Annotated in this window: 22 protein-coding genes and 1 tRNA gene; 9 read left to right on the forward strand and 14 right to left on the reverse strand. The window is 61.8% G+C overall.

Translation table 11 applies throughout. The features are described 5' to 3' along the window. Positions 1–43 precede the first annotated feature (43 nt). Complete coding sequence (locus CIT31_RS00435) at positions 44–817, forward strand: ABC transporter substrate-binding protein (RefSeq protein WP_095517059.1); 774 nt, start codon at positions 44–46, stop codon at positions 815–817. 171 nt (positions 818–988) lie between these two features. On the opposite strand, the gene araD1 is transcribed toward CIT31_RS00435, so the two are convergent. Then, positions 989–1981 carry an AraD1 family protein gene (gene araD1 / locus CIT31_RS00440; RefSeq protein WP_065005834.1) on the reverse strand — a complete coding sequence of 331 codons (993 nt, stop codon included), beginning with the start codon at positions 1979–1981 and terminating at the stop codon, positions 989–991. Between araD1 and CIT31_RS34025 the strand changes: the two genes are divergently transcribed. Further along, the gene (locus CIT31_RS34025; RefSeq protein ID WP_165778311.1) at positions 1980–2150 is read left to right on the forward strand and encodes a hypothetical protein; all 171 of its coding nucleotides are present in this window, start codon (positions 1980–1982) and stop codon (positions 2148–2150) included. The two genes, araD1 and CIT31_RS34025, sit on opposite strands and share 2 nt — an antisense overlap. Before the next feature lie 120 nt (positions 2151–2270). Here the strand turns inward: CIT31_RS34025 and mmsB are convergent, their stop codons facing one another. From mmsB to chvE, 3 genes are all read right to left on the reverse strand, one after another. Next, complete coding sequence (gene mmsB / locus CIT31_RS00445; protein WP_095517060.1) at positions 2271–3563, reverse strand: multiple monosaccharide ABC transporter permease; 1293 nt, start codon at positions 3561–3563, stop codon at positions 2271–2273. Further along, complete coding sequence (gene mmsA, locus CIT31_RS00450; protein ID WP_029356820.1) at positions 3560–5092, reverse strand: multiple monosaccharide ABC transporter ATP-binding protein; 1533 nt, start codon at positions 5090–5092, stop codon at positions 3560–3562. Before mmsA ends, mmsB begins: the two co-directional genes overlap by 4 nt. A gap of 99 nt (positions 5093–5191) precedes the next feature. Further along, a complete protein-coding gene (gene chvE, locus CIT31_RS00455; RefSeq protein WP_029356817.1) occupies positions 5192–6256 on the reverse strand; it encodes a multiple monosaccharide ABC transporter substrate-binding protein in 1065 nt (354 codons plus the stop codon). A gap of 314 nt (positions 6257–6570) precedes the next feature. Between chvE and CIT31_RS00460 the strand changes: the two genes are divergently transcribed. Both CIT31_RS00460 and CIT31_RS00465 read left to right on the forward strand, forming a co-directional pair. Then, entirely contained in the window at positions 6571–7560 is a 990-nt protein-coding gene (locus CIT31_RS00460) for a LysR family transcriptional regulator (protein ID WP_029356814.1), read from the forward strand. 167 nt (positions 7561–7727) lie between these two features. Continuing rightward, the gene (locus CIT31_RS00465) at positions 7728–8732 is read left to right on the forward strand and encodes a L,D-transpeptidase family protein (RefSeq protein ID WP_095517061.1); all 1005 of its coding nucleotides are present in this window, start codon (positions 7728–7730) and stop codon (positions 8730–8732) included. Positions 8733–8854: 122 nt separating this feature from the next. Here CIT31_RS00465 and CIT31_RS00470 read toward each other — a convergent pair whose 3' ends face one another. The 5 genes from CIT31_RS00470 to CIT31_RS00490 all read right to left on the reverse strand — a co-directional run bounded on the left by CIT31_RS00470 (position 8855) and on the right by CIT31_RS00490 (position 12185). Continuing rightward, positions 8855–9733, reverse strand: coding sequence for a hypothetical protein (locus CIT31_RS00470; protein ID WP_095517062.1), 879 nt, complete (start codon positions 9731–9733; stop codon positions 8855–8857). After that, entirely contained in the window at positions 9730–10125 is a 396-nt protein-coding gene (locus CIT31_RS00475; protein ID WP_065005831.1) for a phage holin family protein, read from the reverse strand. The genes CIT31_RS00470 and CIT31_RS00475 overlap by 4 nt, the downstream gene beginning before the upstream one ends. After that, entirely contained in the window at positions 10122–10805 is a 684-nt protein-coding gene (locus CIT31_RS00480) for a hypothetical protein (protein WP_245316064.1), read from the reverse strand. The genes CIT31_RS00475 and CIT31_RS00480 overlap by 4 nt, the downstream gene beginning before the upstream one ends. A gap of 312 nt (positions 10806–11117) precedes the next feature. Then, on the reverse strand, positions 11118–11321 hold the full coding sequence (locus CIT31_RS00485; protein WP_095517063.1) for a hypothetical protein: 204 nt from the start codon (positions 11319–11321) through the stop codon (positions 11118–11120). 138 nt (positions 11322–11459) lie between these two features. Beyond that, positions 11460–12185, reverse strand: coding sequence for a Crp/Fnr family transcriptional regulator (locus CIT31_RS00490; RefSeq protein WP_095517064.1), 726 nt, complete (start codon positions 12183–12185; stop codon positions 11460–11462). Between the two features lie 112 nt (positions 12186–12297). Between CIT31_RS00490 and CIT31_RS34030 the strand changes: the two genes are divergently transcribed. Continuing rightward, entirely contained in the window at positions 12298–12453 is a 156-nt protein-coding gene (locus CIT31_RS34030) for a hypothetical protein (protein ID WP_165778312.1), read from the forward strand. Positions 12454–12460: 7 nt separating this feature from the next. Here the strand turns inward: CIT31_RS34030 and CIT31_RS00495 are convergent. Continuing rightward, a tRNA-Gly gene (locus CIT31_RS00495) sits at positions 12461–12534 on the reverse strand. Between the two features lie 252 nt (positions 12535–12786). Between CIT31_RS00495 and CIT31_RS00500 the strand changes: the two genes are divergently transcribed. Continuing rightward, positions 12787–13050 carry a DUF6460 domain-containing protein gene (locus CIT31_RS00500; protein ID WP_029356786.1) on the forward strand — a complete coding sequence of 88 codons (264 nt, stop codon included), beginning with the start codon at positions 12787–12789 and terminating at the stop codon, positions 13048–13050. A 92-nt stretch (positions 13051–13142) separates the two neighbouring features. On the opposite strand, the gene CIT31_RS00505 is transcribed toward CIT31_RS00500, so the two are convergent. Next, on the reverse strand, positions 13143–14045 hold the full coding sequence (locus tag CIT31_RS00505) for a histone deacetylase family protein (protein WP_095517065.1): 903 nt from the start codon (positions 14043–14045) through the stop codon (positions 13143–13145). A gap of 112 nt (positions 14046–14157) precedes the next feature. On the opposite strand from CIT31_RS00505, the gene CIT31_RS00510 reads away from it, so the two are divergent. Further along, entirely contained in the window at positions 14158–15510 is a 1353-nt protein-coding gene (locus CIT31_RS00510; protein WP_206073306.1) for an MATE family efflux transporter, read from the forward strand. A gap of 12 nt (positions 15511–15522) precedes the next feature. Here the strand turns inward: CIT31_RS00510 and CIT31_RS00515 are convergent, their stop codons facing one another. Then, positions 15523–16599, reverse strand: coding sequence for a quinone-dependent dihydroorotate dehydrogenase (locus CIT31_RS00515; RefSeq protein WP_095517066.1), 1077 nt, complete (start codon positions 16597–16599; stop codon positions 15523–15525). Next, a complete protein-coding gene (locus tag CIT31_RS00520) occupies positions 16596–16946 on the reverse strand; it encodes a DUF952 domain-containing protein (RefSeq protein WP_165778313.1) in 351 nt (116 codons plus the stop codon). Before CIT31_RS00520 ends, CIT31_RS00515 begins: the two co-directional genes overlap by 4 nt. 169 nt (positions 16947–17115) lie before the next feature. On the opposite strand from CIT31_RS00520, the gene CIT31_RS00525 reads away from it, so the two are divergent. Both CIT31_RS00525 and CIT31_RS00530 read left to right on the forward strand, forming a co-directional pair. Further along, positions 17116–17553 carry a hypothetical protein gene (locus CIT31_RS00525; RefSeq protein WP_095517163.1) on the forward strand — a complete coding sequence of 146 codons (438 nt, stop codon included), beginning with the start codon at positions 17116–17118 and terminating at the stop codon, positions 17551–17553. A gap of 122 nt (positions 17554–17675) precedes the next feature. Next, a complete protein-coding gene (locus CIT31_RS00530; RefSeq protein ID WP_095517068.1) occupies positions 17676–18335 on the forward strand; it encodes a response regulator transcription factor in 660 nt (219 codons plus the stop codon). A 127-nt stretch (positions 18336–18462) separates the two neighbouring features. On the opposite strand, the gene CIT31_RS00535 is transcribed toward CIT31_RS00530, so the two are convergent. Continuing rightward, positions 18463–21951 (reverse strand): PAS domain-containing hybrid sensor histidine kinase/response regulator, encoded by a 3489-nt coding sequence (locus CIT31_RS00535; protein ID WP_095517069.1) that lies wholly within the window; start codon positions 21949–21951, stop codon positions 18463–18465. Positions 21952–22089 lie beyond the last annotated feature (138 nt).

The following is a 22089-nucleotide window of genomic DNA, read 5'->3' on the forward strand; positions in this document are numbered from 1 at the left end:
CTGTGCCTAACCATCAAGGTGGTTGAACCAAGGGAACAAAGAAATGCAGATTCCAAGATGGATCGCATCGGCAGCAACAGCTGCCATGCTGGTGATGGCTGCCGGGTCCTTGTCGGCGCAAGCACAGGAAAAGTTGAAGATCGCCACCGAAGGCGCCTATCCGCCGTTCAACACCATCACCGCGGATGGCAAGCTCACCGGCTTCGACATCGACATCGCCAATGCGCTTTGCGCTCAGATGAAGGTCGAATGCGAACTTGTCACGCAGGACTGGGACGGCATGATCCCGGCGCTCCAGGCCAGAAAGTTCGACGCCATCATCGCGTCCATGAGCATTACCGAGGAGCGCAAAAAGCAGGTCTCCTTCACCAACAAATACTATACGACGCCGCTTTCGCTGGTGGCCATGAAGGACAGCGATATTGCCTCGACCGAACCCGCCGCACTCGCCGGCAAGACAGTCGGCGCCCAGGCTTCGACCACCCAGGCCGACTATGCCCAGGATGTCTATATCAAGGCCGGCGCCGAGGCGAAGCTCTATCCAACCCAGGAGGAGGCGGTCGCCGACCTGATGAACGGCCGTCTCGATGCCGTCCTTTCAGACAAATTCGTGCTGATGGACTGGATGAACAAGTCGAGCGACGGCTGCTGCAAGATGGTCGGCGACGTCAAGGGCACCGAGACCGAAGCCGGTATCGCCGTGCGCAAGGAAGACAATGCGCTGCGCGAGAAGCTCAACGCCGCGATCGATGCGATCGTCGCAGATGGCACCTACAAGAAGATCCAGGCCAAATATTTCGATTTCGATATTTATTGAGGCTGCCAATCTCCCCCCTTGAGGGGGAGATGGCCGGCAGGCCAGAGGGGGTCGCTGCGCGTAAAGTGCCAACGCCGTTCCGCCACGGGAGACGGCGTTCGCGCTTTATGTGAGACGACCCCCTTTGTCACCTTCGGCGACATCTCCCCCTCAAGGGGGGAGATCACACAATCAAAGCGCCTTCACCGCCACCGTCACCGGTTGCTCGATTTCAAGCGGGTTGCGCAGCGGCAGGCCAAAATCCTTGGCCTCGATCTCGAACACGTCGCCGGCTTCGGTCCTGATGCCGTCGGCGAAGGACAGTGTCGCCGTGCCGAACATGTGCACATGAACGTCGCCCGGCTGGCGGAAGGCCGAATATTTGAAGTGGTGATGTTCGAGATTGGCGATGGTGTGCGACATGTTCGCCTCGCCTGACAGGAACGGCTTTTCCCACAGCAGCTTGCCGTCGCGGAGGATGCGCGAGGTACCCCTGACGTCGGAGGGCAGGTCGCCGATCAGGATCTCCGGCCCGAACGAAGCGTTGCGCAGCTTGGAATGCGCGAGGAAAAGATAGTTCACGCGCTCGGTGATATGGTCGGAAAACTCGTTTGACAGTGTGAAGCCGACGCGGAACGGGACGCCGTCGTCGCCGATGACATAGATGCCGGCGACTTCCGGCTCCTCGCCGGCATCCTGGGCGAAGGCGGGCGACAGAAGTGCCGCACCGGGCGCCACCGCCATGGTGCCGTTGCCCTTGTAGAACCATTCTGGCTGCACGCCCGCCTGGCCCTTGGCGGGCTTGCCGCCCTCCAGCCCCATGCGGAACATCTTCATGGAATCGGTGAGCTGCTCTTCGCGATCGGCATCGAGTTTCTTGTGCATGGCATCGCGGGTCGCGGCGGAGCCGAGATGCGTCAGCCCGGTGCCGGTGAGATGAAGATGCGCCGGGTCGGGATGGTTGATCGGCGACAACAGCCGCCCCTTCTTGTATGCGGCATCGAGGTCGACCGCTTCACCGAAGCCTTTGCGCTCGATGAGGGCGACAAGTCCGGTGCCGGTGCGCGCGGCCTCCATCGCCAGCGAATAGACGCTGCGGGCGCCGTTGATGATCCGGGTCTTGCCGCCGTTGCGGGCAACGACGCGAATGGTCTCTGCGTCGTCGAGGATCTGGGAGATCAGCATGATGTACCCTCTCTCAATTGCCTTTGGCCTGGCTGCCGGGTTGGCAAACCTTGACCAGCGCGGCTCGGATGGGATCCGCGCCACTGGTGAACTCTTCGTCCGGATTGCGCTCGCGAGCCCGGTCCCCTTGGGGGACTTCTTTGCGCCGCCCGGCAGCGCCGCGATGTGACCCGTGCCTCCTAAAAGCGCGCCGCGTTTGAAAAGCGGCCCGCTTTAATCCTTGTTTTCATGCATGCCGTTGTCCCAACACGCTGCACACGTTTGGCGACATGCATGAGTCCCCTCGCCCTCAAGCCTTGTTCTTGTTGTAGACGTCGAAGACCACGGCGCCGAGCAGCACCAGGCCCTTGACCACCTGTTGCCAATCGACATTGACGCCCATGATCGACATGCCGTTGTTCATGACGCCCATGATGAAACCGCCCACCACCGCGCCTATAACTTGACCGACGCCGCCCATCGCCGAAGCGCCGCCGATGAACACAGCGGCGATGACGTCGAGCTCGCTGCCGAGGCCGGCCGCTGGCACCGCCTGGCCAAGGCGCGCCGCAATGATCAGCCCGCCGAGCGCCGAGAGCACGCCCATATTGATGAACACCATCAGGGTCAGCCGCTCGGTCTTGATACCCGATAGCTGAGCCGCCTTGGCATTGCCGCCCATTGCGTAGATACGGCGGCCGACCGTCATGCGTTTGGTGACGAAGACGAACAGCGCGATCAGCACGCCCATCACTACGAGAACGATTGGCAGACCTCTGTAGGTGGCGAATTGGTAGACCAGAAAAAGCGCCAGAGCGCTGGTCACCAGGGTCTTGACGACGAACAGCGTGAAGGGTTCGGCTTCGTAGCCATGCCGCTCGCGGCTGCGCCGTGCCCTGAGCCCGAAATAGGCATAGGCGAGCACGGCAACGAGGCCGATCACGATCGTCGTCATGTGCAGCGTCAGCCCGCTGCCGACGATGGTCTTGCCGGCGGCGTTCACGACCGGCGGGATCAGCGTCAACGAGCCGATCACATCCGGGATGAAGCCGGAACTGAGCGCCTTGAAGCCGGCTGGAAGCGGCCCCACGGAGGACCCGCCACCCAGCAGCGCTTGGCAGATGCCGCGGAAGATCAGCATCCCCGCCAGCGTGACGATGAAGCTCGGTATTCGGTGATAGGCGATCCAGTAGCCTTGTCCCGCGCCGATCGCGCCGCCGATCATCAGGCAGATGATCGACACCACCAGCGGATTGCTGAAAGGGCCGAGAGGCCAGATGACCATCATCATCGCCGCCAGCGCGCCGATGAAACCGGCGACGGACCCGACGCTGAGATCGATATGGCCGGAGACAATCACCAGCAGCATGCCCAGCGCCATCACGATGATGAAGCTGTTCTGCTGCACCAGGTTACTCAAGTTCACCGGCTTGAACAGCGTTCCGGACGTCGTGTACTGGAAGAATACCATGATGGCGATAAGCGCCAGGATCAGACCGTATTCGCGCAGGTTGGTGACCAGCGCCGAGACGGCAACGCGCGGCCCCTGCTGCACATCTTCGGCGACGCCGCTTTTCGGGACGGGAGCGCTTTCGGTGCTCATGATGCTTTTCCTTCTCCGCGAACGATGGCGCGCATGATCTTTTCCTGGCTGGCGTCGCTCGCCGCCATTTCGCCGACGATACGTCCTTCGTTCATGACATAGATGCGGTCGGTGATGCCGAGCAGTTCGGGCATCTCCGACGAGATGACGATGATCGCCTTACCCTCCGAGGCGAGACGCGCGATGATCGTGTAGATTTCATACTTGGCGCCGACGTCGATGCCGCGCGTCGGCTCGTCGAGGATCAGCACCTCCGGATTGGCGAACAGCCACTTCGACAGCACCACCTTCTGTTGATTGCCGCCCGATAGATTGCCGGTCATCTGATAAACGCTGGACGAGCGGATGTTGGTTTTGGCCTTGTAGTCGTTGGCGACGGCCAGCTCGCGCATGTCGTCGATCACGCTATGGCGCGACACGCCGGGAAGATTGGCCAGCGTGATGTTGTGCTTGATATGATCGATCAGGTTGAGACCGTAGGTCTTGCGGTCCTCGGTGACGTAAGCGATGCCGTGTTCCACTGCCTTGCTGACAGAGGAGACATCGATGGGCTTGCCCTTGAGCAGCACCTCGCCCGTGATGCGGCGGCCATAGGAGCGGCCGAACAGGCTCATCGCGAATTCGGTGCGTCCGGCGCCCATCAGCCCGGCGATACCCACCACCTCGCCCTTGCGGACGTCGATGTCGATGCCTTTGATCACTTGCCGCTCGGCATGGATCGGGTGATAGACCGACCAGTTCCTCACCTGGAGCACGATCTCACCGATCTCGGGCTCGCGCGACGGATAACGGTCGTCTAGCGAGCGCCCGACCATCGAGGTGATGATGCGGTCTTCCGAAATGTCTTTCTTGGCCAGCGTCTCGATGGTCCGCCCGTCGCGGATGATCGTCACCTTGTCGGCGACCCGGTTGACCTCGTTGAGCTTGTGCGAGATCAGGATCGAGGTGATGCCATGCCGCTTGAATTCCAGCAGCAGGTCGAGCAGCGCCTGGCTGTCCTTTTCGGACAGGCTCGCCGTCGGTTCGTCGAGGATCAGCAGCTGCACTTCCTTGCTGAGCGCCTTGGCGATCTCGACCAGCTGCTGCTTGCCGACGCCGATATTGGTGATCAGCGTCTTGGGGTCTTCCTTAAGGCCCACCTTCTTGAGCAGAGCGCTGGTGCGCGTCTCGTTGGCGTTCCAGTCGATGACACCGTATCTGGCATGCTCGTTGCCGAGAAAGATGTTTTCGGCGATCGACAGCATCGGAACCAGCGCGAGTTCCTGGTGGATGATGACGATGCCCCGGCGCTCGCTGTCGTGAATGCCCTTGAAATGGCACTCATCGCCGCGATAGATGATTTCGCCGTCATAAGTGCCGGATGGATACACGCCCGACAGCACCTTCATCAACGTCGACTTGCCGGCGCCGTTCTCGCCGACAACGGCGTGAATCTCGCCTTCCTCGACGCTTAGGTTGACATTCGACAGCGCCTTGACGCCGGGAAACGTCTTGGTGATGTCACGCATCTCCAAAATCGTCGAGGCCATCAGGAATACCACTCCTCCGAGGTCCCGAAACAATACCGGGGTCGCTCGCTAACGAAAAGGGGCCCTGCGTTACGCAGGACCCCGGGTTTACAACTGCCGTTACTTCAGCTCTTCGGCCTTGATGTAGCCGGAATCGACCACCAGGGCCTGGTAGTTCGACTTGTCTACCTCATGCGGCGTCAGCAGGATCGAGGGGACGACCTTGACGTCGTTGTTGTAGGTCGTGGTGTCGAGGCCTTCCGGCTTGCCGCCCGAGAGCACCTTGTCGACGAGCTCGACCGTCGCCTTGGCGAGTTCGCGGGTGTCCTTGAACACCGTCGAGTACTGCTCGCCGGCGATGATCGCCTTGACCGAAGCGGTTTCGGCGTCCTGGCCGGTGACGATTGGCCAGGGCTGATCGGCCGTGCCGTAACCGACTGCGCGCAACGAGGCGATGATGCCGCGCGACAGACCGTCATACGGCGAGAGCACGCCATCGACGCGGCTGCCATCCGAGTAGTTGGCGGACAGCAGATTGTCCATGCGGGCCTGGGCGGTCGCCGCCAGCCAGCGAAGCGTGCCGACCTTGTCCATGCCCATCTGGCCGGACTTCACCACGAGGGTCTTGTCGTCGATCAGTGGCTGCAGAACGGACATCGCGCCGTCGTAGAAGAAGAAGGCGTTGTTGTCGTCCGGCGAACCGCCGAACAGCTCGATGTTGAATGGACCCTTGTTTTCCGGATAGCCAAGGCCCTTGAGCAGCGATTTGGCCTGGATGACGCCGACGCCGAAATTGTCGAACGTGGTGTAGTAGTCGACATTCGGGGTCTTCTTGATCAGCCGGTCATAGGCGACGACGACGACGCCGGCGTCAGCCGCCTTCTGCAGCGCGTCCGACATCGTGGTGCCGTCGATCGAGGCGATGATCAGTGCCTTCGGGCCCTTGGTGATTTCGTTTTCCAGCTGGCTGAGCTGATTGGGGATATCGTCCTGCGCATACTGCAGATCGACAGTGTAGCCCAGAGCCTCGAGCTGGGACTTGACGGCGTCGCCGTCGTTGATCCAGCGCTGCGAGGTCTTGGTGGGCATCAGCACGCCGATGAGGCCTTCGCCTGCCTGCGCCGGGACCGTCATGGCCGCGATGCTAAGGGCCGCGACGGCGGCCAGTGTCTTGATGATCTTCACATTAACTCTCCCTTGTTGATGGACGCGCACCCTGGGTTTCGTGGGCCGCGCGATCGTGCAGGGGCGCCAAAACGCGCCGCTGCCGCCATATCGATCTCCGGTATCCTCCCAATCGGCCCTGAGACTCTGGTTTCAGTCGATGCGATTTTCTCGCTGGCGACGGTCAAGCCTCAGGACGCGCAAAGGGTGTGGCTCTTTGCCATAACTGTCAAATGCGATCTTTGATGGTTGCTATACCGAAACTGATATATTGAAAGCCGACGAAGACCTGGCCGGATTGCCGGCCGGCGATGAGTGGGGAGCAAACAAAGACCATGGCAGCGCTGCGGAATCCTGGTGGACTTTCAGCCAGTTACGAAGAACCCCCCGGCGACGGAGAAACCCTGCTGCGCAGCGGCCTCAGCCTGCGCCACATGCGTATGATCGCAGCCCTCGATGACCATGGCCGGGTCAGCGCGGCAGCCCAGGTCATGAACATTTCGCAGCCCGCCGCCTCGCGTATGATCGCCGAAATGGAGGCGGTGCTCGATGTCAAGCTGTGCGAAAGGCTGCCGCGCGGCATCACGCTGACGCCCTATGGCAAGGCATTGGCGAGGCGCGCACGTTCGATCCTGCTTGAGATGCGTGAAGTCGACCGCGAGATATCCGAGCTCAAGGCGGGCAAGGGCGGCTCGGTATTCCTCGGCGCGGTGACGGCCCCTGCGATCGAGCTCGCCGTGCCGGCGATCCGCGAAATCCGGCGCATCTATCCGCGCATCGAGATCACCATGCAGGTCGAGACCTCCAATGTGCTGGCGCGCGAGCTGATCGCCACGCGTCACGATTTCATCATCGCGCGCATCCCCGACGATCTCAATCCACGGCTGTTCGAGGCCCGCGTCATCGGTGTCGAAAAAGCCTGCCTGATCGTGCGCCGCGGCCACGCGCTTGCTAAGGGCAAAGCCGTGCGGCTGGAGGAGACCGCCGCCTACGACTGGGTTTTCCAGTCGGGCGGCTCGCCGTTGCGCCAGGCGATGGAAAGCAATTTCCTGAACCGCAACATCGCGCTGCCGGACCGCATCCTCAACACCAGCTCGCTGCTGCTGACCCTGGTCATGGTCGCGCAGTCGGACGCCATCGCGCCGGTGTCGATCCAGGTGGCGAAATTCATCCAGAACCCCGAGGGGCTGGCCGGCGCCATCGACGTCGTCCAGACCGAATTCGACATCGAGGTCAGGCCTTACAGTCTGATCACCGTAAAAAATCGCGTGCTGTCGCCGGCGGCCAAGATGCTGCACGACTTTATTTTGAGAGAGGTAGGCTGACGGCGTTAAATCAAGCAATCCATCGCCAATCCGTTGGACAGCTATCGCAGCTACACGGCGCTTCGTCATGTCGCTTCAATTCAGAATATCGCTGGAGCGAAGGAACCACACAGGGCCGTGCCGCGTCATAGAGGCGGGCTCTTGTTGCAGTCCCAGCGAGGCTATCGATGATCAGGTTTCTCCTCGTCTTAGCCGCGACGCTTGCCCTGGCATGCGGCGGGACGGGGGCAGCCAAGCTGGACCTAACCACCGTCAATCAGGCCCAGTTCGCCGCCGGAGAACCGAAGGGTGTCGATCCGACCGTGCTGAAGGCGCAGATTCTCTTGGATCGCGCCCGCTTCTCGCCTGGGCTGATTGACGGTAGCCTTTCAGCGAACTTCGCCAAGGCAGTCGGCGCCTTTCAGGCGGCGAACGGACTCCCTCCCGATGGCAAGCTCACCCCGGAGACCTGGAGTAAGCTCATGGCAACCTCCACCGACCCGGTGCTGGTCACCTATGAGGTAACGCGCAAGGATGTGCGCGGACCCTTCACCAGGCGTATTCCGGCTCGCATGGAGAGGATGGCCCGTCTGCGGCGGCTCGGCTATCGCACTGCGGCGGAGAGGCTGGCGGAGCGCTTCCATATCAGCGAACAGTTGCTCAGGATGCTCAATCCGGGCATCGGCTTCAGGAAGGCCGGCACGACCTTGGTGGTGCCTGATATTGGCCGGGGCGATCCTCCCGCTGGCGTTGCCGGCATTGAGGTCGACAAGGGCGCTCGCCTGGTGCGCGTGCTCGACCCTTCCGGCAAATGGCTCGCAGTCTACCCGGCCTCGATTGGAAGCGATGAAAACCCGGCGCCAAGCGGCATGGCGGAGGTCAAGCGCGTGGTGCGCAACCCAACCTATCACTATGATCCGGACTTCGCTTTCAAGGGAGTCAAGACCAAGCGGCCCTTCACCATCGCTGCCGGGCCGAACAATCCGGTGGGATCGGTCTGGATCGATCTCTCCATCGAAAGCTACGGCATCCACGGCACGCCCGAACCGGGCAAGATCGGCACGACCTTCTCACATGGCTGCATCCGACTGACCAATTGGGATGCCGAAGATCTCGGCTCGATGGTGCAGCCGGGCACGAAAGTCGAATTCAAGAACGAGACCGCCCACACCGTCGACGAGCTTGCTCCGTAGCAAAGCGGACTGGCCAGCAGACCGGTTCCGCAAGCCATTCCTGAGGAAAGTCGCAGAGAATTTGTGGACCTCCGACATCCCAAGTCGGACCAGGCCCGTCATTCAGGCCCGTGGCGATGCCATCAGGCGGTAGAAGACCCGTCCGACGAGCCCGGCAAACGATCGCGAACGGCTTCCTCGGTTCGCTTTGCGGTCGATTCCACAACTTTGCCGACCTTGCCTGCTAACGTGTCGGTATCTCCACCCGAGCCTTGCCGGTTGGCCTCTTCCTTGACCGTTTCGTAGGCCTCGGCGGCAACTTGCTTTGCTTGCTCCAGGCCCGTTTCGAAAACCTCCGCCGCGCTGTCGCGAATTTTGTCGCGATAGGCGCCAAGTTGCTCGTCCTCTGTGGCTGTGTGGGGCAGCATCACCCCGATGGCAGTGCCCAGCGCAAGGCCGACTACGGCGATAGCCAACGGCTCGCGCTCGAAGAGGTCTTGTGCCGATTGGCGCGTCCGAGCCGCTATCTCGCTGGCGCTTGAGCCGAGCTGGCCGGCGGTGTTTGTCATCCTCTCCTTGGCGCCCGTTGCTGCGTTTGCTGCAGCTTCGGCGGCGCTACTTGCTGCTGATGTAAGCGAACCGGCGGTATCTGAGAGCATCGCCCCGATTCCGGACCCTTCGCTACCCTCGCTAAAATCATCGCCGCGCAGATCGGAGAAAGCGTCAGAAGCCGTGCCTCTCCGATAGCCAGCGGCAGCTGAGTTGGTTGCCGACGGGCCGTTGCCGAGCATCAGCCAGGCCAGGCCGGCTCCAATCAATGTCAGCGGCAACGGGTTGTCCCTGACCTGCGACTTGAGGTTGCCAAGCATGGCGGATCCCTCGCCGCCGGCGAACATTCCGGTAAATTCGTCGATCAATTGACCCGGTGTCATCTTGCTGCGGATCGAATCGGCGGTGTCTGCTACTTTCGCCCGGGCGATGTCGGCATCGCGCTCGAGCTCGGCTGCGGATTTGTCGCTCATCTTATTTGATCCTTGATCACGCGCGCGTCGCGCTTGAGTTGGTCTTGTGTGCGATCGGGCGTCAGCTCGGAAGGAGCCATGCTTTTCGTGCCAGAGCGCAAGAGAATGATTCCCAGTACCGCGACGACGATCCCGACCAGCAGCGAGGACCATCCCGCTCCCAGGCCGGCACTCGCCAGGGCTATTACGAGTGCTTGCAAAAGCACCATCAAGGCCGCGAGAAGGCATATGGCACCGGCCAGAACCTCGGCTGCGCCTGCGCCGGCCTTGCTGATTTTTTCCGACATTTCGGCCCGCAACAGCCTACTTTCGGTTTGAAGCAGGGTTGTGACCTGCTGTGCCAGATCGCTGACGAGGGTTGCGAGGCCGCGACTTTCCTGATTGTTGGTCATGGGTTCCGCTCCAGGCTTGCGCCGGCCCAGTCGTCACCGGCCAAATCTTCACCGGCCAAGTCATCGCCGGCCCTGTCGTCCCTAGGCTGGTTGAAGCGGGACGGCGTCGTGTCAGCTGCCTCTGCCGATCGCGTAGCAGACTCATCCGAGTTCGAAACCGTCTGTGAACCCCCGTCTGTCTGCGATCGACGCTGTGTCTCGGTCCGGGCAGATGGTGGCGAGCTCTTGATAAACCGCCCCAGCGCCAAGCCTGCCAATACTGAACCGGCGATAAGCGCCCCTGAATTTTCGCGGCCGAACGACCGCATCTCGCCAAGAACATCTTCGAATGGTTTGTCCTTCAACGAAGATGAAAGGCGCTCAAGTGAGCCGGCGGCATCGAGGGTGAACTTCGAAGCGGTCCGTTGATCATTATTGGCCAGATGCTCGCTTGCTGCTCGCAATGCTCCGCTAAAGGCCTTTAGGTTGGAGCTGATATCGCGCTGTGTTCCCTCGGCCTTGTCGAACAACGCCTGCTTGGCTTCAGCAGCGTAGTCGCCCGCCTTCCTGGTGAGTTCGTCGCGAGCGTCCTGTAGCGCCTCTGTCGCGGTCTGCGTTTCCTGCTGGAACCGCTCGGACAGTTCGCTTTTGGCTGTTTCGAAATCGGCCGGCTTACGGCCCTGATCGTCTTCGGGCTGCATGGTATTCTCCTAATGGAATCCGAGGAAGGAGAGGATCGCAAGCACGACGACGACAAGGCCGATGAGATAAATGACACTGTTCATGGTGGCAATCTCCTCCATTGCCTAACGAACTTGCCGGGGGCAAACAAGTTCCATCACTTCCAGCTAAATTAGCGATAGTGAAGCAACGGCGAGCCCGGTGAACTCTCTTGGAAGTTCCCACGCGCCGTGTGCCGAGACGCGGACCCAGCCGCCCGTGCGGAGATTGGCCCGCCTCTGCGCATCGGATTTCAAGGGCTCAGGTTAGGCTAGTATAATAAAGCACCACGTCTAGCTCTCATTAAGGTCAAAGCTCACAGGAAGGTTGTAGTCTATTGCACGATTGGCAATCATGTTCGCTAGGTCGGAATCAGAGACCGAGCATGCCGGAACAATCTGTTTGAGCGCCTTAACGGCGAGGCCCGTCGATATGAAACTATGGCGCCGCCTGCGAATATTTACATAATGTTCGATGAGGTTGTCGAGTTCACGCATGTGCAATCCTTCTTTGACGTCAACCGTGTCAATTGAACCCAGCTGTAATCGAACCGGAGCGAGGGCTCATTCACATTGTTTAGTTGACGAGAAATCTTGATGCCGCATTAGCGCGTTGACGCGTCCTGGCCGAGGCGGTCACCGAGGTTCATGGAAGAGATTGAGGTAGGTCGTATCAAAGTCGGCCAGTAAGGCCAATCGCTGGAAATCCAGGATAACAATCCTCCTGTCTTTCCAGCTAACCAGGTCCTTCGCACGAAGTTCCTGCAGCGTCCGGTTCACGTGAACTACTGATAGACCAAGCACGTCGCCCAATTCCGCCTGGGTCAGTGGAATCGCGAACGTCTGGTCAGAGGCCAATCCAACTATCTCTAACCGGACATACAACTCGCAGATTATATGTGCGAGATGCTGTTTGGCGGAGCGACGCCCGAGGCAGGTTATCCAAGTCCTTTGGATTGAGGCATCGATAGTCGTCGAAAGCCAGAGCATCCGGGTGAGATGTGGACTTCCACCCATTGCTGTGAGCAGGTCTTTGTGTCGAATGAAAACAACATCGCACGAACCCAGCGCGCTCACGCTGTGATCCATCACTTTTAGCAGTAAACTATGCAGATCGACAAAGTCTCCCGGCACGTGAATTGCCGTTATTTGACGCTTTCCTTCCCGAATAGCCTGGTTTCGAACTGCGAAACCATTCGCGAGAAGACAGCTTTCGGCGGGGCGGGAACCCTCCCTGACGATCTCCTCATCATGTCCAAAAGTCACCGGCCGGACTGGAAGAGCCTCAATAAGCGCGATTTCGTCTGGCGGCAGGGCGTCGCGGCGGTCAAGCATGCGAACCAAGAGGTCTTTGCCAAACATCGCGGTCCCTTTTGACTAGCAACGCGGATCAGCATCTTTTGTTGCCGCCTCTTACTAGAATCCCGTTATGTTCTATCCACTTCATATGTGCCGGCGACCTAGACCCGATCATGTGGGCCCTGTGAGTGCCGGCGCCGGCAGGCTCGACTTCATTCCGCCGATGATGCCTACCTTGGTAGCCAAGCCGCCCCAAGGTGACGACTGGCTTTACGAGGCCAAGTTCGACGTCTACCGCTCGCAGCTCATCAGCAACCTCAATGCCTTATAGGGCAAGGTGGAGCGGGTAGCGGGAATCGAACCCGCGCGTTCAGCTTGGGAAGCTGACAAGCTACCATTACATCATACCCGCGCAGCAGCCTCGTTACCACGCAAGCCGGAGTTCGGGCAATCGTTAAGCGTGCACTCGTGCCTTCCAGCCATCCGACTGTTACTCCGCCATGGCAAGGGAGCCGGCGTTGCAACATAAGTTGGCGAGCAGACAATCCGGCCAACCCGGCATGCGGAGCAACCGGGAGTCAGCGACCCGCCTTGATGCCAGCGCGGCAAGTGCGTATTTCTGGCCCTGTGCCCGAATCGGGGCAACCGAATCTGGAGACACGCCTTGTCCGCACTGACGCGCTTTCTCGGCGATTCGCCGCTCCGGGTGTTCCTGAAGCTGCTGGTGGTATCGTTCCTCGTCGGCCTAGTCATGAACGCATTCGGCTGGTCGCCGATGGATGTGCTCTACGGTGTCCGGAATTTCTTCGTCGATCTCTGGAATCTGGGCTTCCGCGCCATTGACCGTTTTCTCGGCTATATCTTGCTGGGCGCGGCGATTGTCATTCCGGCCTTCATCCTGCTCAGGATCGCCAACTATCGGAAATAGAGCATGACCCCAAGCCGAGGGTCAGTGTAGCAAGAGTGGACCGGCTTTTGCTCCGCTGACCTGTGGTTCGGCAGGGAAGTCCTAGAAGGTCGTCAGGCGAACCCTGACGCCACTTCGAACAGGAAGGAATGGCGCGCGGCGAGGGCCGCCACATCAGTCGAATAGCCGCCGCCGATAACGCCGCAGACCGGGATGCCGAGCGCGCGGAAATGACGGATCACCATGTCGTCGCGGGCGCGCAGTCCCTCGTTCGACAGTGACAACCTGCCAAGCCGGTCCTCGGCATGAACGTCTACCCCGGCATTGTAGAAAACGATGTCCCAGCGCGCCTTGGCGGTGAGTTCCGGCAGGACGCCGCCCAACCTTTCGAGATAGGCCGCATCGCCGGTGCCATCGGGCAGAGCGATGTCGAGGTCGGAAGCGATCTTTCGCGTCGGATAGTTGCGGTCGCCATGCATGGAAAAGGTGAACACGCGCCGCTCCTCGCCAACAATATCCGCCGTGCCGTCGCCCTGATGCACGTCGAGATCGACGATCAGGATGTTGCCGGCGGCAGCTTCGGCAAGCAGCACCAGTGAAGCCACGGCAACATCGTTGAAGGTGCAGAAGCCGGCGCCTTGCGCGCGCCGCGCATGATGGCTGCCGCCGGCGGTATTGCAGGCGATGCCGTTCAGCAACGCCAGCCGCGCTGCCAGCACGGTGCCGCCCGTTGCGAGCTGCGCCCTGAGCGAGACGCGCGGGCCCACCGGAAAGCCGATCTCGCGCTCGATTTTTTCAGGCACTTCGCAGGCCAGCACCTGATCGACATAACCGGCGGCATGGGCAAGCTTCAGCCATGATGCCGGCGCCGGTTCGGGCACGTTGAGAGCGGCGGGGCCGGTCAGTCCGCGCGCACCCAAGGCTTCCATCAGCAGCTTGTATTTGCTCATGGGGAAGCGATGGTTGACTGCGAAGCCGGCGTCGTAGTCGGGATGATGAACGATCTGCAGGGGCATTTGGGTGGTTTACGGCGGGTGCGCCAGAGGCGGGTTTCGATTGGCCGTGGCGGGATGAGCGGTTGCGCGGCGTCCGGAATCTGGGCCACATCGGCTGTTCGATCAAGCCACGATGGGGAAGCGGGTCCTGGATCAGGTGTCAGCAGCGGCCAACGGCCGGTCTTTCGTCGTCACCAACCGCTCGGTGCTCGCCATCGCGGTGCCGATGACGCTTGCCTATCTGACGACGCCGCTGCTCGGCGTCGTCGACACGGCCGTGGTCGGGCAGTTGGGCGACGCTGCCCTTCTCGGTGGTCTGGCGGCGGGCGCCCTGGTCTTCGACGTCGTCTTCACCTCCTTCAATTTCCTGCGTTCCGGCACCACAGGCCTCGTCGCCCAGGCGCTCGGACGCGGCGACGAACTGGAGGAACAGGCGGTGTTCTGGCGCGCCGTGCTGATCGCGGTCGTCGCCGGCATTGTGCTTGCCGCCCTTGCGCCACTGGTCGCCATCGCCGGACAATGGTTCATGAGCGCCGAGGCGCGCGTCAGCGAGGCGATGGCCGTCTATATCCGCATCAGATTGCTCGCCGCACCGTTCTCGCTGATCAACTACGCAATCCTCGGCTATGTGCTGGGGCGCGGCGAGGGCGGGCTGGGACTGATGCTGCAATTGGTGCTGAACGGCATCAACATTGCGCTCTGCATCCTGCTGGGGCTGGAGCTCGGCTGGGGCGTCGCCGGTGTCGCCTGGGCGACCGTCACCGGTGAATTCGTCGCCATGCTGCTTGGCCTGACGATCATCGGCCGGCGTTTCTGGGCAGCGCCCCGGCTGCCGCGCCATCGCATCCTCGACCTGTCGGCATTCCTGCGCATGATGTCGCTCAACCGTGACATCATGATCCGGTCGTTTTCGCTGCTCGCCGCTTTCGCGCTGTTCACCCGCCAGGGCGCGCAATTCGGCACGGTGACGTTGGCCGCCAACGCAGTGCTGATGAACTTCTTCCTCATCGCCGGCTATTTCCTCGACGGTTTCGCCACGGCGGCCGAACAGCTCGCCGGGCGTGCCGTGGGCGCGCGTGCCGCGATGCAATTCCGGCAGGCGGTGCGGCTGACCCTGTTCTGGGGCTTCGGGCTGGCGGCCACGGCGACGCTTGTCCTTTTGCTGGGCGGTACTGATCTGGTCGCGCTGATCACGACGTCGGAAGACGTTCGCGCCGTTGCCGACAACTATCTGGCCTGGGCGGCGTTCACCGCGCTCAGCGGCGTGCTGGCGTTTCAGATGGATGGCGTCTTCATCGGCGCGACCTGGTCGCGCGACATGCGTAACATGATGCTTTTGTCGTTCCTTGTCTTCAGCGCGGCCTTGCTCATCCTGGCGCCGGCCTTCGGCAATCACGGCCTGTGGGCGGCGCTGCACGTCTTCCTGCTGGTGCGCGGCTTCAGCCTGCTTGCCATTTTGCGCGTGCGGATGCGGACTGCGTTTTAGAGCGGCTTCGGGTTAGAGCGGCTTCGACGCCCATTGATCGAGGCTGGTATCGCGCAACTCGCGCAGCAACTTGAGCCGTTGCATGTCCGCGAACCGGACCATCCCGCCAAGAATGCGGCCGGGTAGTGCCGGCCCAGCATAGATCATGCCGGTGTAGAGCTGGACGAGATCGGCGCCGGCGCGGATCTTTTCCAGCGCCGTCTCAATGGAATCGACGCCGCCGACGCCGATGATGGCGCGGTCCGGGCCAAGCAGTTTGCGCATCTTTGCCAGCACGATGGTCGAGCGCTCGAACAACGGTTTTCCCGAAAGCCCACCGATCTCGCCGGCAAGATCGGCGCTGCGCAGCCCCGGCCGCGCGATGGTGGTGTTGGAGACGATGAGGCCGTCTATTGCCTTCTCGGTAACCTCGGCGGCGATATCCTCCAGCTCGGCCTCGACCAGGTCCGGCGCGATCTTGAGGAAGACGGGCGGCTGCGCTGCTGCTGCCGTACGTGCGGCCATGACGCGCGACAGGAGCTCGCCAAGCTGTTCACGGGCCTGCATGTTGCGCAGACCCGGCGTGTTCGGCGAGGAGATGTTGACCGTCAGGTAGCTGGCGTATGGCGCAAACCTGACAACGCCGCGTTCATAGTCACTGACGCGGTCGGTGCTGTCTTTGTTGGCACCGATATTGACGCCGACGATGCCGGCGCGGCCCTTGCGGGCAGCAAGCCGTTCTTCGGCAGCCTGGTGACCCTCATTGTTGAAGCCCAGCCGGTTGATCACCGCTTCGTCCGATGTCAGCCGGAAAATGCGCGGCTTCGGGTTGCCGGCCTGCGGCCGCGGCGTGATCGTGCCGACCTCGGCAAAGCCGAAGCCGAGGCCAAGCAGCGCATCGGCAACCTCGGCGTTCTTGTCGTAGCCGGCAGCCATGCCGAGCGGATTGGGGAAGTCGATGCCGCAGACGCTGACTTTCAGCCGGTCGTCACGCACGGGTCTCCCGGCTATCGGCAACCCGCATTTCAGCGCGGCGATCGACAGGCCGTGGGCTGCTTCCGGATCGAATGCGAACAGGAACCTCTGGCCGAGCCAGTCGAGCACGCTCATTCGGCCTCCAGCGTTGGGAATTGGTGCAGGCCATCGGTGTCGAGCGGCAACGGTTGCACCCAGACAACGGCCTTGAGGTCGAGCGGGCCGTAAAGATGCGGGAACAGCGCGCCGCCGCGCGAGACCTCGTATTTCAGCAAATCACCCAGTTTGGCTCCATCGATGGCGACCAGCAGCAGCCCGGTCTGGCCGGCAAAGTGTTTTGTCGCCGTTTCCCTGGCCTGGCCAGCGGTGGAAAAATGGATGAAACCGTCGGCGACATCGATCGGCGCGCCGGTGAAGCGGCCATTTCTTTCGGCCTCGCGCCACAACGCTTCAGGTACTATCTTGTAGATAATCTGAGACATGGTTGCGCTATAGTCCGAACCAACCATGCGGGGAAGAGGCAAGCAGGTTCCGGAAAAGTGTCACACGGTTTTTCCGACAAGAATCTGCGCTAAGGCAAAGGCTAGGATTCTTCCCCATTTCCGGCGCAAACATGCGATAAATTGCGCTTACTGGCCCATGGAGGACAATATGCGTCCGCAACACGTCTTGATTCCCGCAGCGCTCGTCTCGCTCGTCGCGGCATCGGCCTTTTCTGAGGAAGCCGACCGCTACCGGCTGGAAAAGTCGGCCACCGGCTATGTCCGCATGGACACGCAGACCGGTGCGATGTCGATCTGCGAGGAGCGTTCCGGCCAGCTCGTCTGCAAGATGGCGGCCGATGAACGCGCCGCCTTCCAGGACGAGATCGACCGGCTGCAGAATTCGGTGAAGGCGCTCGACCAGCGCGTCGTCAAGCTCGAGAACTCGCTTGCCGCCCGCTTTGAGTCGACATTGCCCAGCGAGGAGGATTTCAACAAGACGATGAGCTTCATGGAGCGCTTCCTGCGCAGCTTCATGGGTATCGTCAAGGACATGGAAAAGGACAGCGGCGAGGATGGCGCCAAGCCCAATTCACAAAAAACCTGAGCACCATTCACCGTGGGAACCCGGCGCATAGGCTTGCCGCTTGAAAACGGCTGATATCGCCGCATAATCGTTCGACTGATCCCGTAAGAAGCAGACAATCAGTGGGATTCGGGGAGGGACTTGTGCCGTCAGGCTACACTTTCGTCATCGCTGACGATCATCCACTTTTTCGCGGCGCGCTGAGAGAGGCGCTTGCCGGCATCGGCAATGTCGCCGGCATTCACGAGGCCGGCGATTTCGAAAGCGCTAAGGCGCTGGTCGTGGCCAATGAGGACGTCGATCTGGTGCTGCTCGACCTGTCCATGCCGGGCGCGAGCGGCCTTTCCGGTCTGATCTCGCTGCGCGGCATCCACACGACGGTGCCGATGATGGTGGTGTCGGCGCATGACGATCCGGTGACCATCCGGCGCGCGCTTGATCTCGGCGCTTCGGGTTTCATCTCCAAATCGGCCAGCATGGAGGAAATCCGCAGCGCCGTGCAGTCGGTGCTTGCCGGCGACATCGCTGCGCCCACGGGCATCGATCTCGGCGTCGAGCGCGATCCCGAGATATCCGATCTGATCAAGCGGCTGCAGACGCTGACGCCGCAGCAGACGCGCGTGCTCGGCATGCTGGGCGAAGGGCTGCTCAACAAGCAGATCGCCTACGAACTCGGTGTCTCCGAAGCGACGATCAAGGCGCATGTCTCGGCCATTTTGCAGAAGCTTGGCGTCGACAGCCGCACCCAGGCGGTGATCCTGCTCTCCAAGATCGGCAGCGACCCGCTGCAGGCAGCCAGCTGAGCTAGAGCATTTTGCAGCCAAGTGGAATCACTTGGCGTTGCATAAATGCGGCTAAAACAGATAGATAGAGCGGTTCAATTGAACGCATCCCGCTCCAGCATCCTGGTCAACAGAAAGATTATGACCGTTACTCGGCCGCGGACGCCAGCGGCCTGACCCTCGCCATCATCGAGCGCAGCACCGCTGGTTTGAGTGGCTTATTGATCACCGGCACGTCGAGTCTGCCGGCGGTGGCGCGCACCTCGCTCGAGCGGTCGGCGGTGACCAGCACGGCCGGCATGTCCTGGCCGTGGATCGCACGCAGTTTGACGATCGCGTCAAGGCCGGTCTCGCCGTCGAGATGGTAGTCGGCAAGCACGATGTCGGGGCGATGCGTGACGGACCCCTCGAGATCCCCCGTGCCGGCAAACGTGTCGACGCTGCAGCCCCAGCCTTCGAGCAGCAGCCGCATGCCGTCGAGGATGCGGGCATCGTTGTCGATGCAGAGCACGCGAAGCCCGGCAAGCGAAGCAGCAGTGCGGACCGGCGCTTTCGCCGTGACCACGCGCCGTGGCTCCTGCGCTGCCGCGACCGGCAGGATGACGGAAAAGCGCGTGCCCTTGCCTGGGTTTGAAAAGATCCGGAGTTCGAGGCGCAAGACGCGAGCGATGCGGTCGACGATGGAAAGGCCGAGCCCGAGGCCGTCAGCTTCGCGCGCACCCTCGTCGAGCCGGGTGAATTCGTGAAAGACCGTGTTCAGCTTATCGCCGGCAATGCCGATGCCGGTATCGATTACCTGGATCTCGGCCAGTTCGCCGCGCCGCCGCACGCCGACCAGGATGCGGCCATGGCGCGTGTATTTGATGGCGTTGGACACCAGGTTCTGGATCAGGCGGCGTAGCAGATTGCGATCCGTCATCACGCTGAGTGACGAGGGCATGATCGTCAGGCCGAGCTTCCTCTCGGCGGCAAGCGGCTGGAAGTCGTTGCCAATCTGCCGCAGCAGCTCGTCCAGGCTGAAGACGGTGTCGTCCGGTTTCATCGCGCCGGCATCGAGGCGGGAGATGTCGAGCACCGCGCCGAGAATGGTCTCGACCGATTCCAGCGAAGATTCGATGTTGTTTGCGGCCTTGCCGGTCGGGCCCTTGCCGGCCTTTTCGATCAGCGACGAGCAATAGAGGCGGGCGGCGTTCAGGGGCTGCAGGATATCGTGGCCGGCGGCGGCAAGGAACCGCGTTTTGCCGAGATTGGCCTCCTCGGCCAGCATCTGCGCCTGTGCCAGTTCCTCGTTGACGCGGGTCAGTTCGACAGTGCGGTCCTTGACGCGTTGTTCCAGCGATTCATTGGCGCGCTTGAGCGCCAGATCCTGCTCGACGCGTCCTGAGATGTCGGCATAGGTGGCGACGATGCCGCCATCTGGCATTGGGTTGGAGCGCAACTCCAGGATGCGGCCGCTGGTCTTCAGCTCCATCTGCCATGGGCTGACGAAACTGGTGAGGCGGTTGAGCATCGCCACCCGCTGGTCGGCCGGAATGTCGCCGCGCTCGGCCAGGTGGCGCAGGATGCGGTCGAGCGAGACGCCGACCTGGCCCATCTCGTCGGGCAGGTCGAACAGCGCCCGATACTGGCGATTCCAGCAGATCAGCCGGAAATCCCTGTCGAAGACGGTGATGCCTTGTTCCATCTGGTCGAGCGCGATCTGCAGCAAGTCGCGATTGTGCTGCAGCGCCTCGGTGGCGTCGTCGAGCAGGCGGAAGGCATCCTTGGATTCGCGGTCGTTGCGGCGCAGCAGCAGCGACAGGATCAGCCGCGCCGAGGAGGAGCCGACGGCACTCGCCAGAAGCTGCTCGGAGAAGCGGATGACGTCCATGCTGGCTTGTTCGTTGCCGTGCAGCGAAGCGCCGCTGCTCTCTTCAAACGACTGGAAGGACCGCTCGGTGCGTTCGACGCCAAGATAGCGCGCGATGGTGTCCTTCAGGTCGTTGACGGTGACGGTGGTGCGGAAGCGGCGCAGGCTCGGCATCGGGCTCGCCTCGCGCGGCACGAAGATCGACGCCTGGATGCGTTCCAGCGGCACCGACGCGCGCGACAGCGAGCCGAGCACGAAGAACAGCGTGTTGATCGACAGGCTCCACAAGACGCCGTGGTTCAGCGGCTCGGCGATGGTGCCGAACAGCGCTTGCGGCCGCAATGCGTCGAAGCCGAACAGGCCGTGGACGACAATGCCGGTGTCGGACGCGGCGAGCGAAGGAAGCAGCAGCGTATAGCTCCAGACGACGATGCCGGCGACCATGCCGAGCGCCGCCCCCCTGCCGTTGGCGCCGCGCCAGATCAGTCCGCCGATCAAGGCCGGCGCGAACTGCGCGATCGCGGCGAAGGACATCAGGCCGATAGAGGAGAGCCGCGCGCTGTCGGTGCTCTCGCGATAGTAGAGGAAGGCGATGAACAGCATGATGAAGATCGCCGCACGTCGCACGTTGAGGATGAGCGCTGACCAGTCCTCGTTCTCGGATGTCGTGGTCTTGAGCAGGCGACGCACAAACAGCGGAATGACGAGGTCGTTGGAGATCATGATCGACAGCGCGACACTTTCTACGATCACCATCGCGGTCGCCGCCGACAGGCCGCCGATGAAGGCGGCCATGGCCAACACATCGTGACCGCTGAGCAGCGGCAGCGACAGGACATAGAGATCGCTGCTGGTTCTGGTACCGACCAGCGCCAGGCCGGCGAGCGCGATCGGCAGCACGAAAAGGTTGATCGCCACCAAATAGAGCGGAAACACCCATGTCGCGGTGCGCAGTTCGGCCTCGCTGCGATTCTCGACGATGGTGACGTAGAACTGGCGCGGCAGCATGATGATGGCGAAACCGCTCAAACACGTCAGTACCAGCCAGGTGGCGAGCGACGTGCGGTAGCCCATCGCCTGCTGCACTTGCGTATTCTCGGCGAGCTTGTCGACCATATCGCCCGGGCCGCCGAAGATCAGGAAGGTCACCATCAGGCCGATCGCCAGGAAGGCCGCGAGCTTGACGACCGTTTCCACCGCGACGGCCAGTACCAGCCCGTCCTGGTGCTCGGTGGCGTCGGCGTGGCGCGTGCCGAACAGCACCGCAAACAGCGCAAGCAGCATGGCGACGACCAGCGAGATGTCGCTGACGAAGGGATCGAAGGAGGGCGGCGAGCCGGTATAATGCTCGACCATCAGGCTGACCGAACCGGAAATCGCCTTCAACTGCAGCGCCATGTAAGGCACCGCGCCTACCGTCGCAATCAGCGTGGCAATCGCTGCTACTGCGAAACTCTTGCCGTAGCGGGCGCCGAGGAAGTCGGCGATCGAGGTGATCTTCTCTGTCTTGGCCAGCCTGACGATGCGCCGAAGCAGCGGAAAGCCGAACACGAACACCAGCACCGGGCCGATATAGATGCCGAGGAATTCAAGGCCGCGCTCGGAGGAAAGGCCGACCGAACCGAAGAACGTCCAGGAGGTGCAGTAGATCGCCAGGCTGAGCGCATAGATGAAGGGCCGGGCCCGGTCAGACCCGGATGTCGTTGAGCGCCGGTCGCCGAGGCTGGCGATGGCGAACAGCAACGTCACATAGGCAATCGCAATGATGACGACGAACCAGCCCTGCACGGCCTGACAATCCTCCCTTGCCGGTTTTGCATCCGGCCTGCTGAGACGCAATCACAGCTTGGCGATCAAGTCCATCGCGGCTTTCGGCGCAGGATGGCTGCGGCTTCGGAATTTTGGCCGGCGGAAACGGTCTTTTGT

The organism is Mesorhizobium wenxiniae (assembly GCF_002284535.1).
Taxonomy (GTDB): Bacteria; Pseudomonadota; Alphaproteobacteria; order Rhizobiales; family Rhizobiaceae; genus Mesorhizobium; species Mesorhizobium wenxiniae.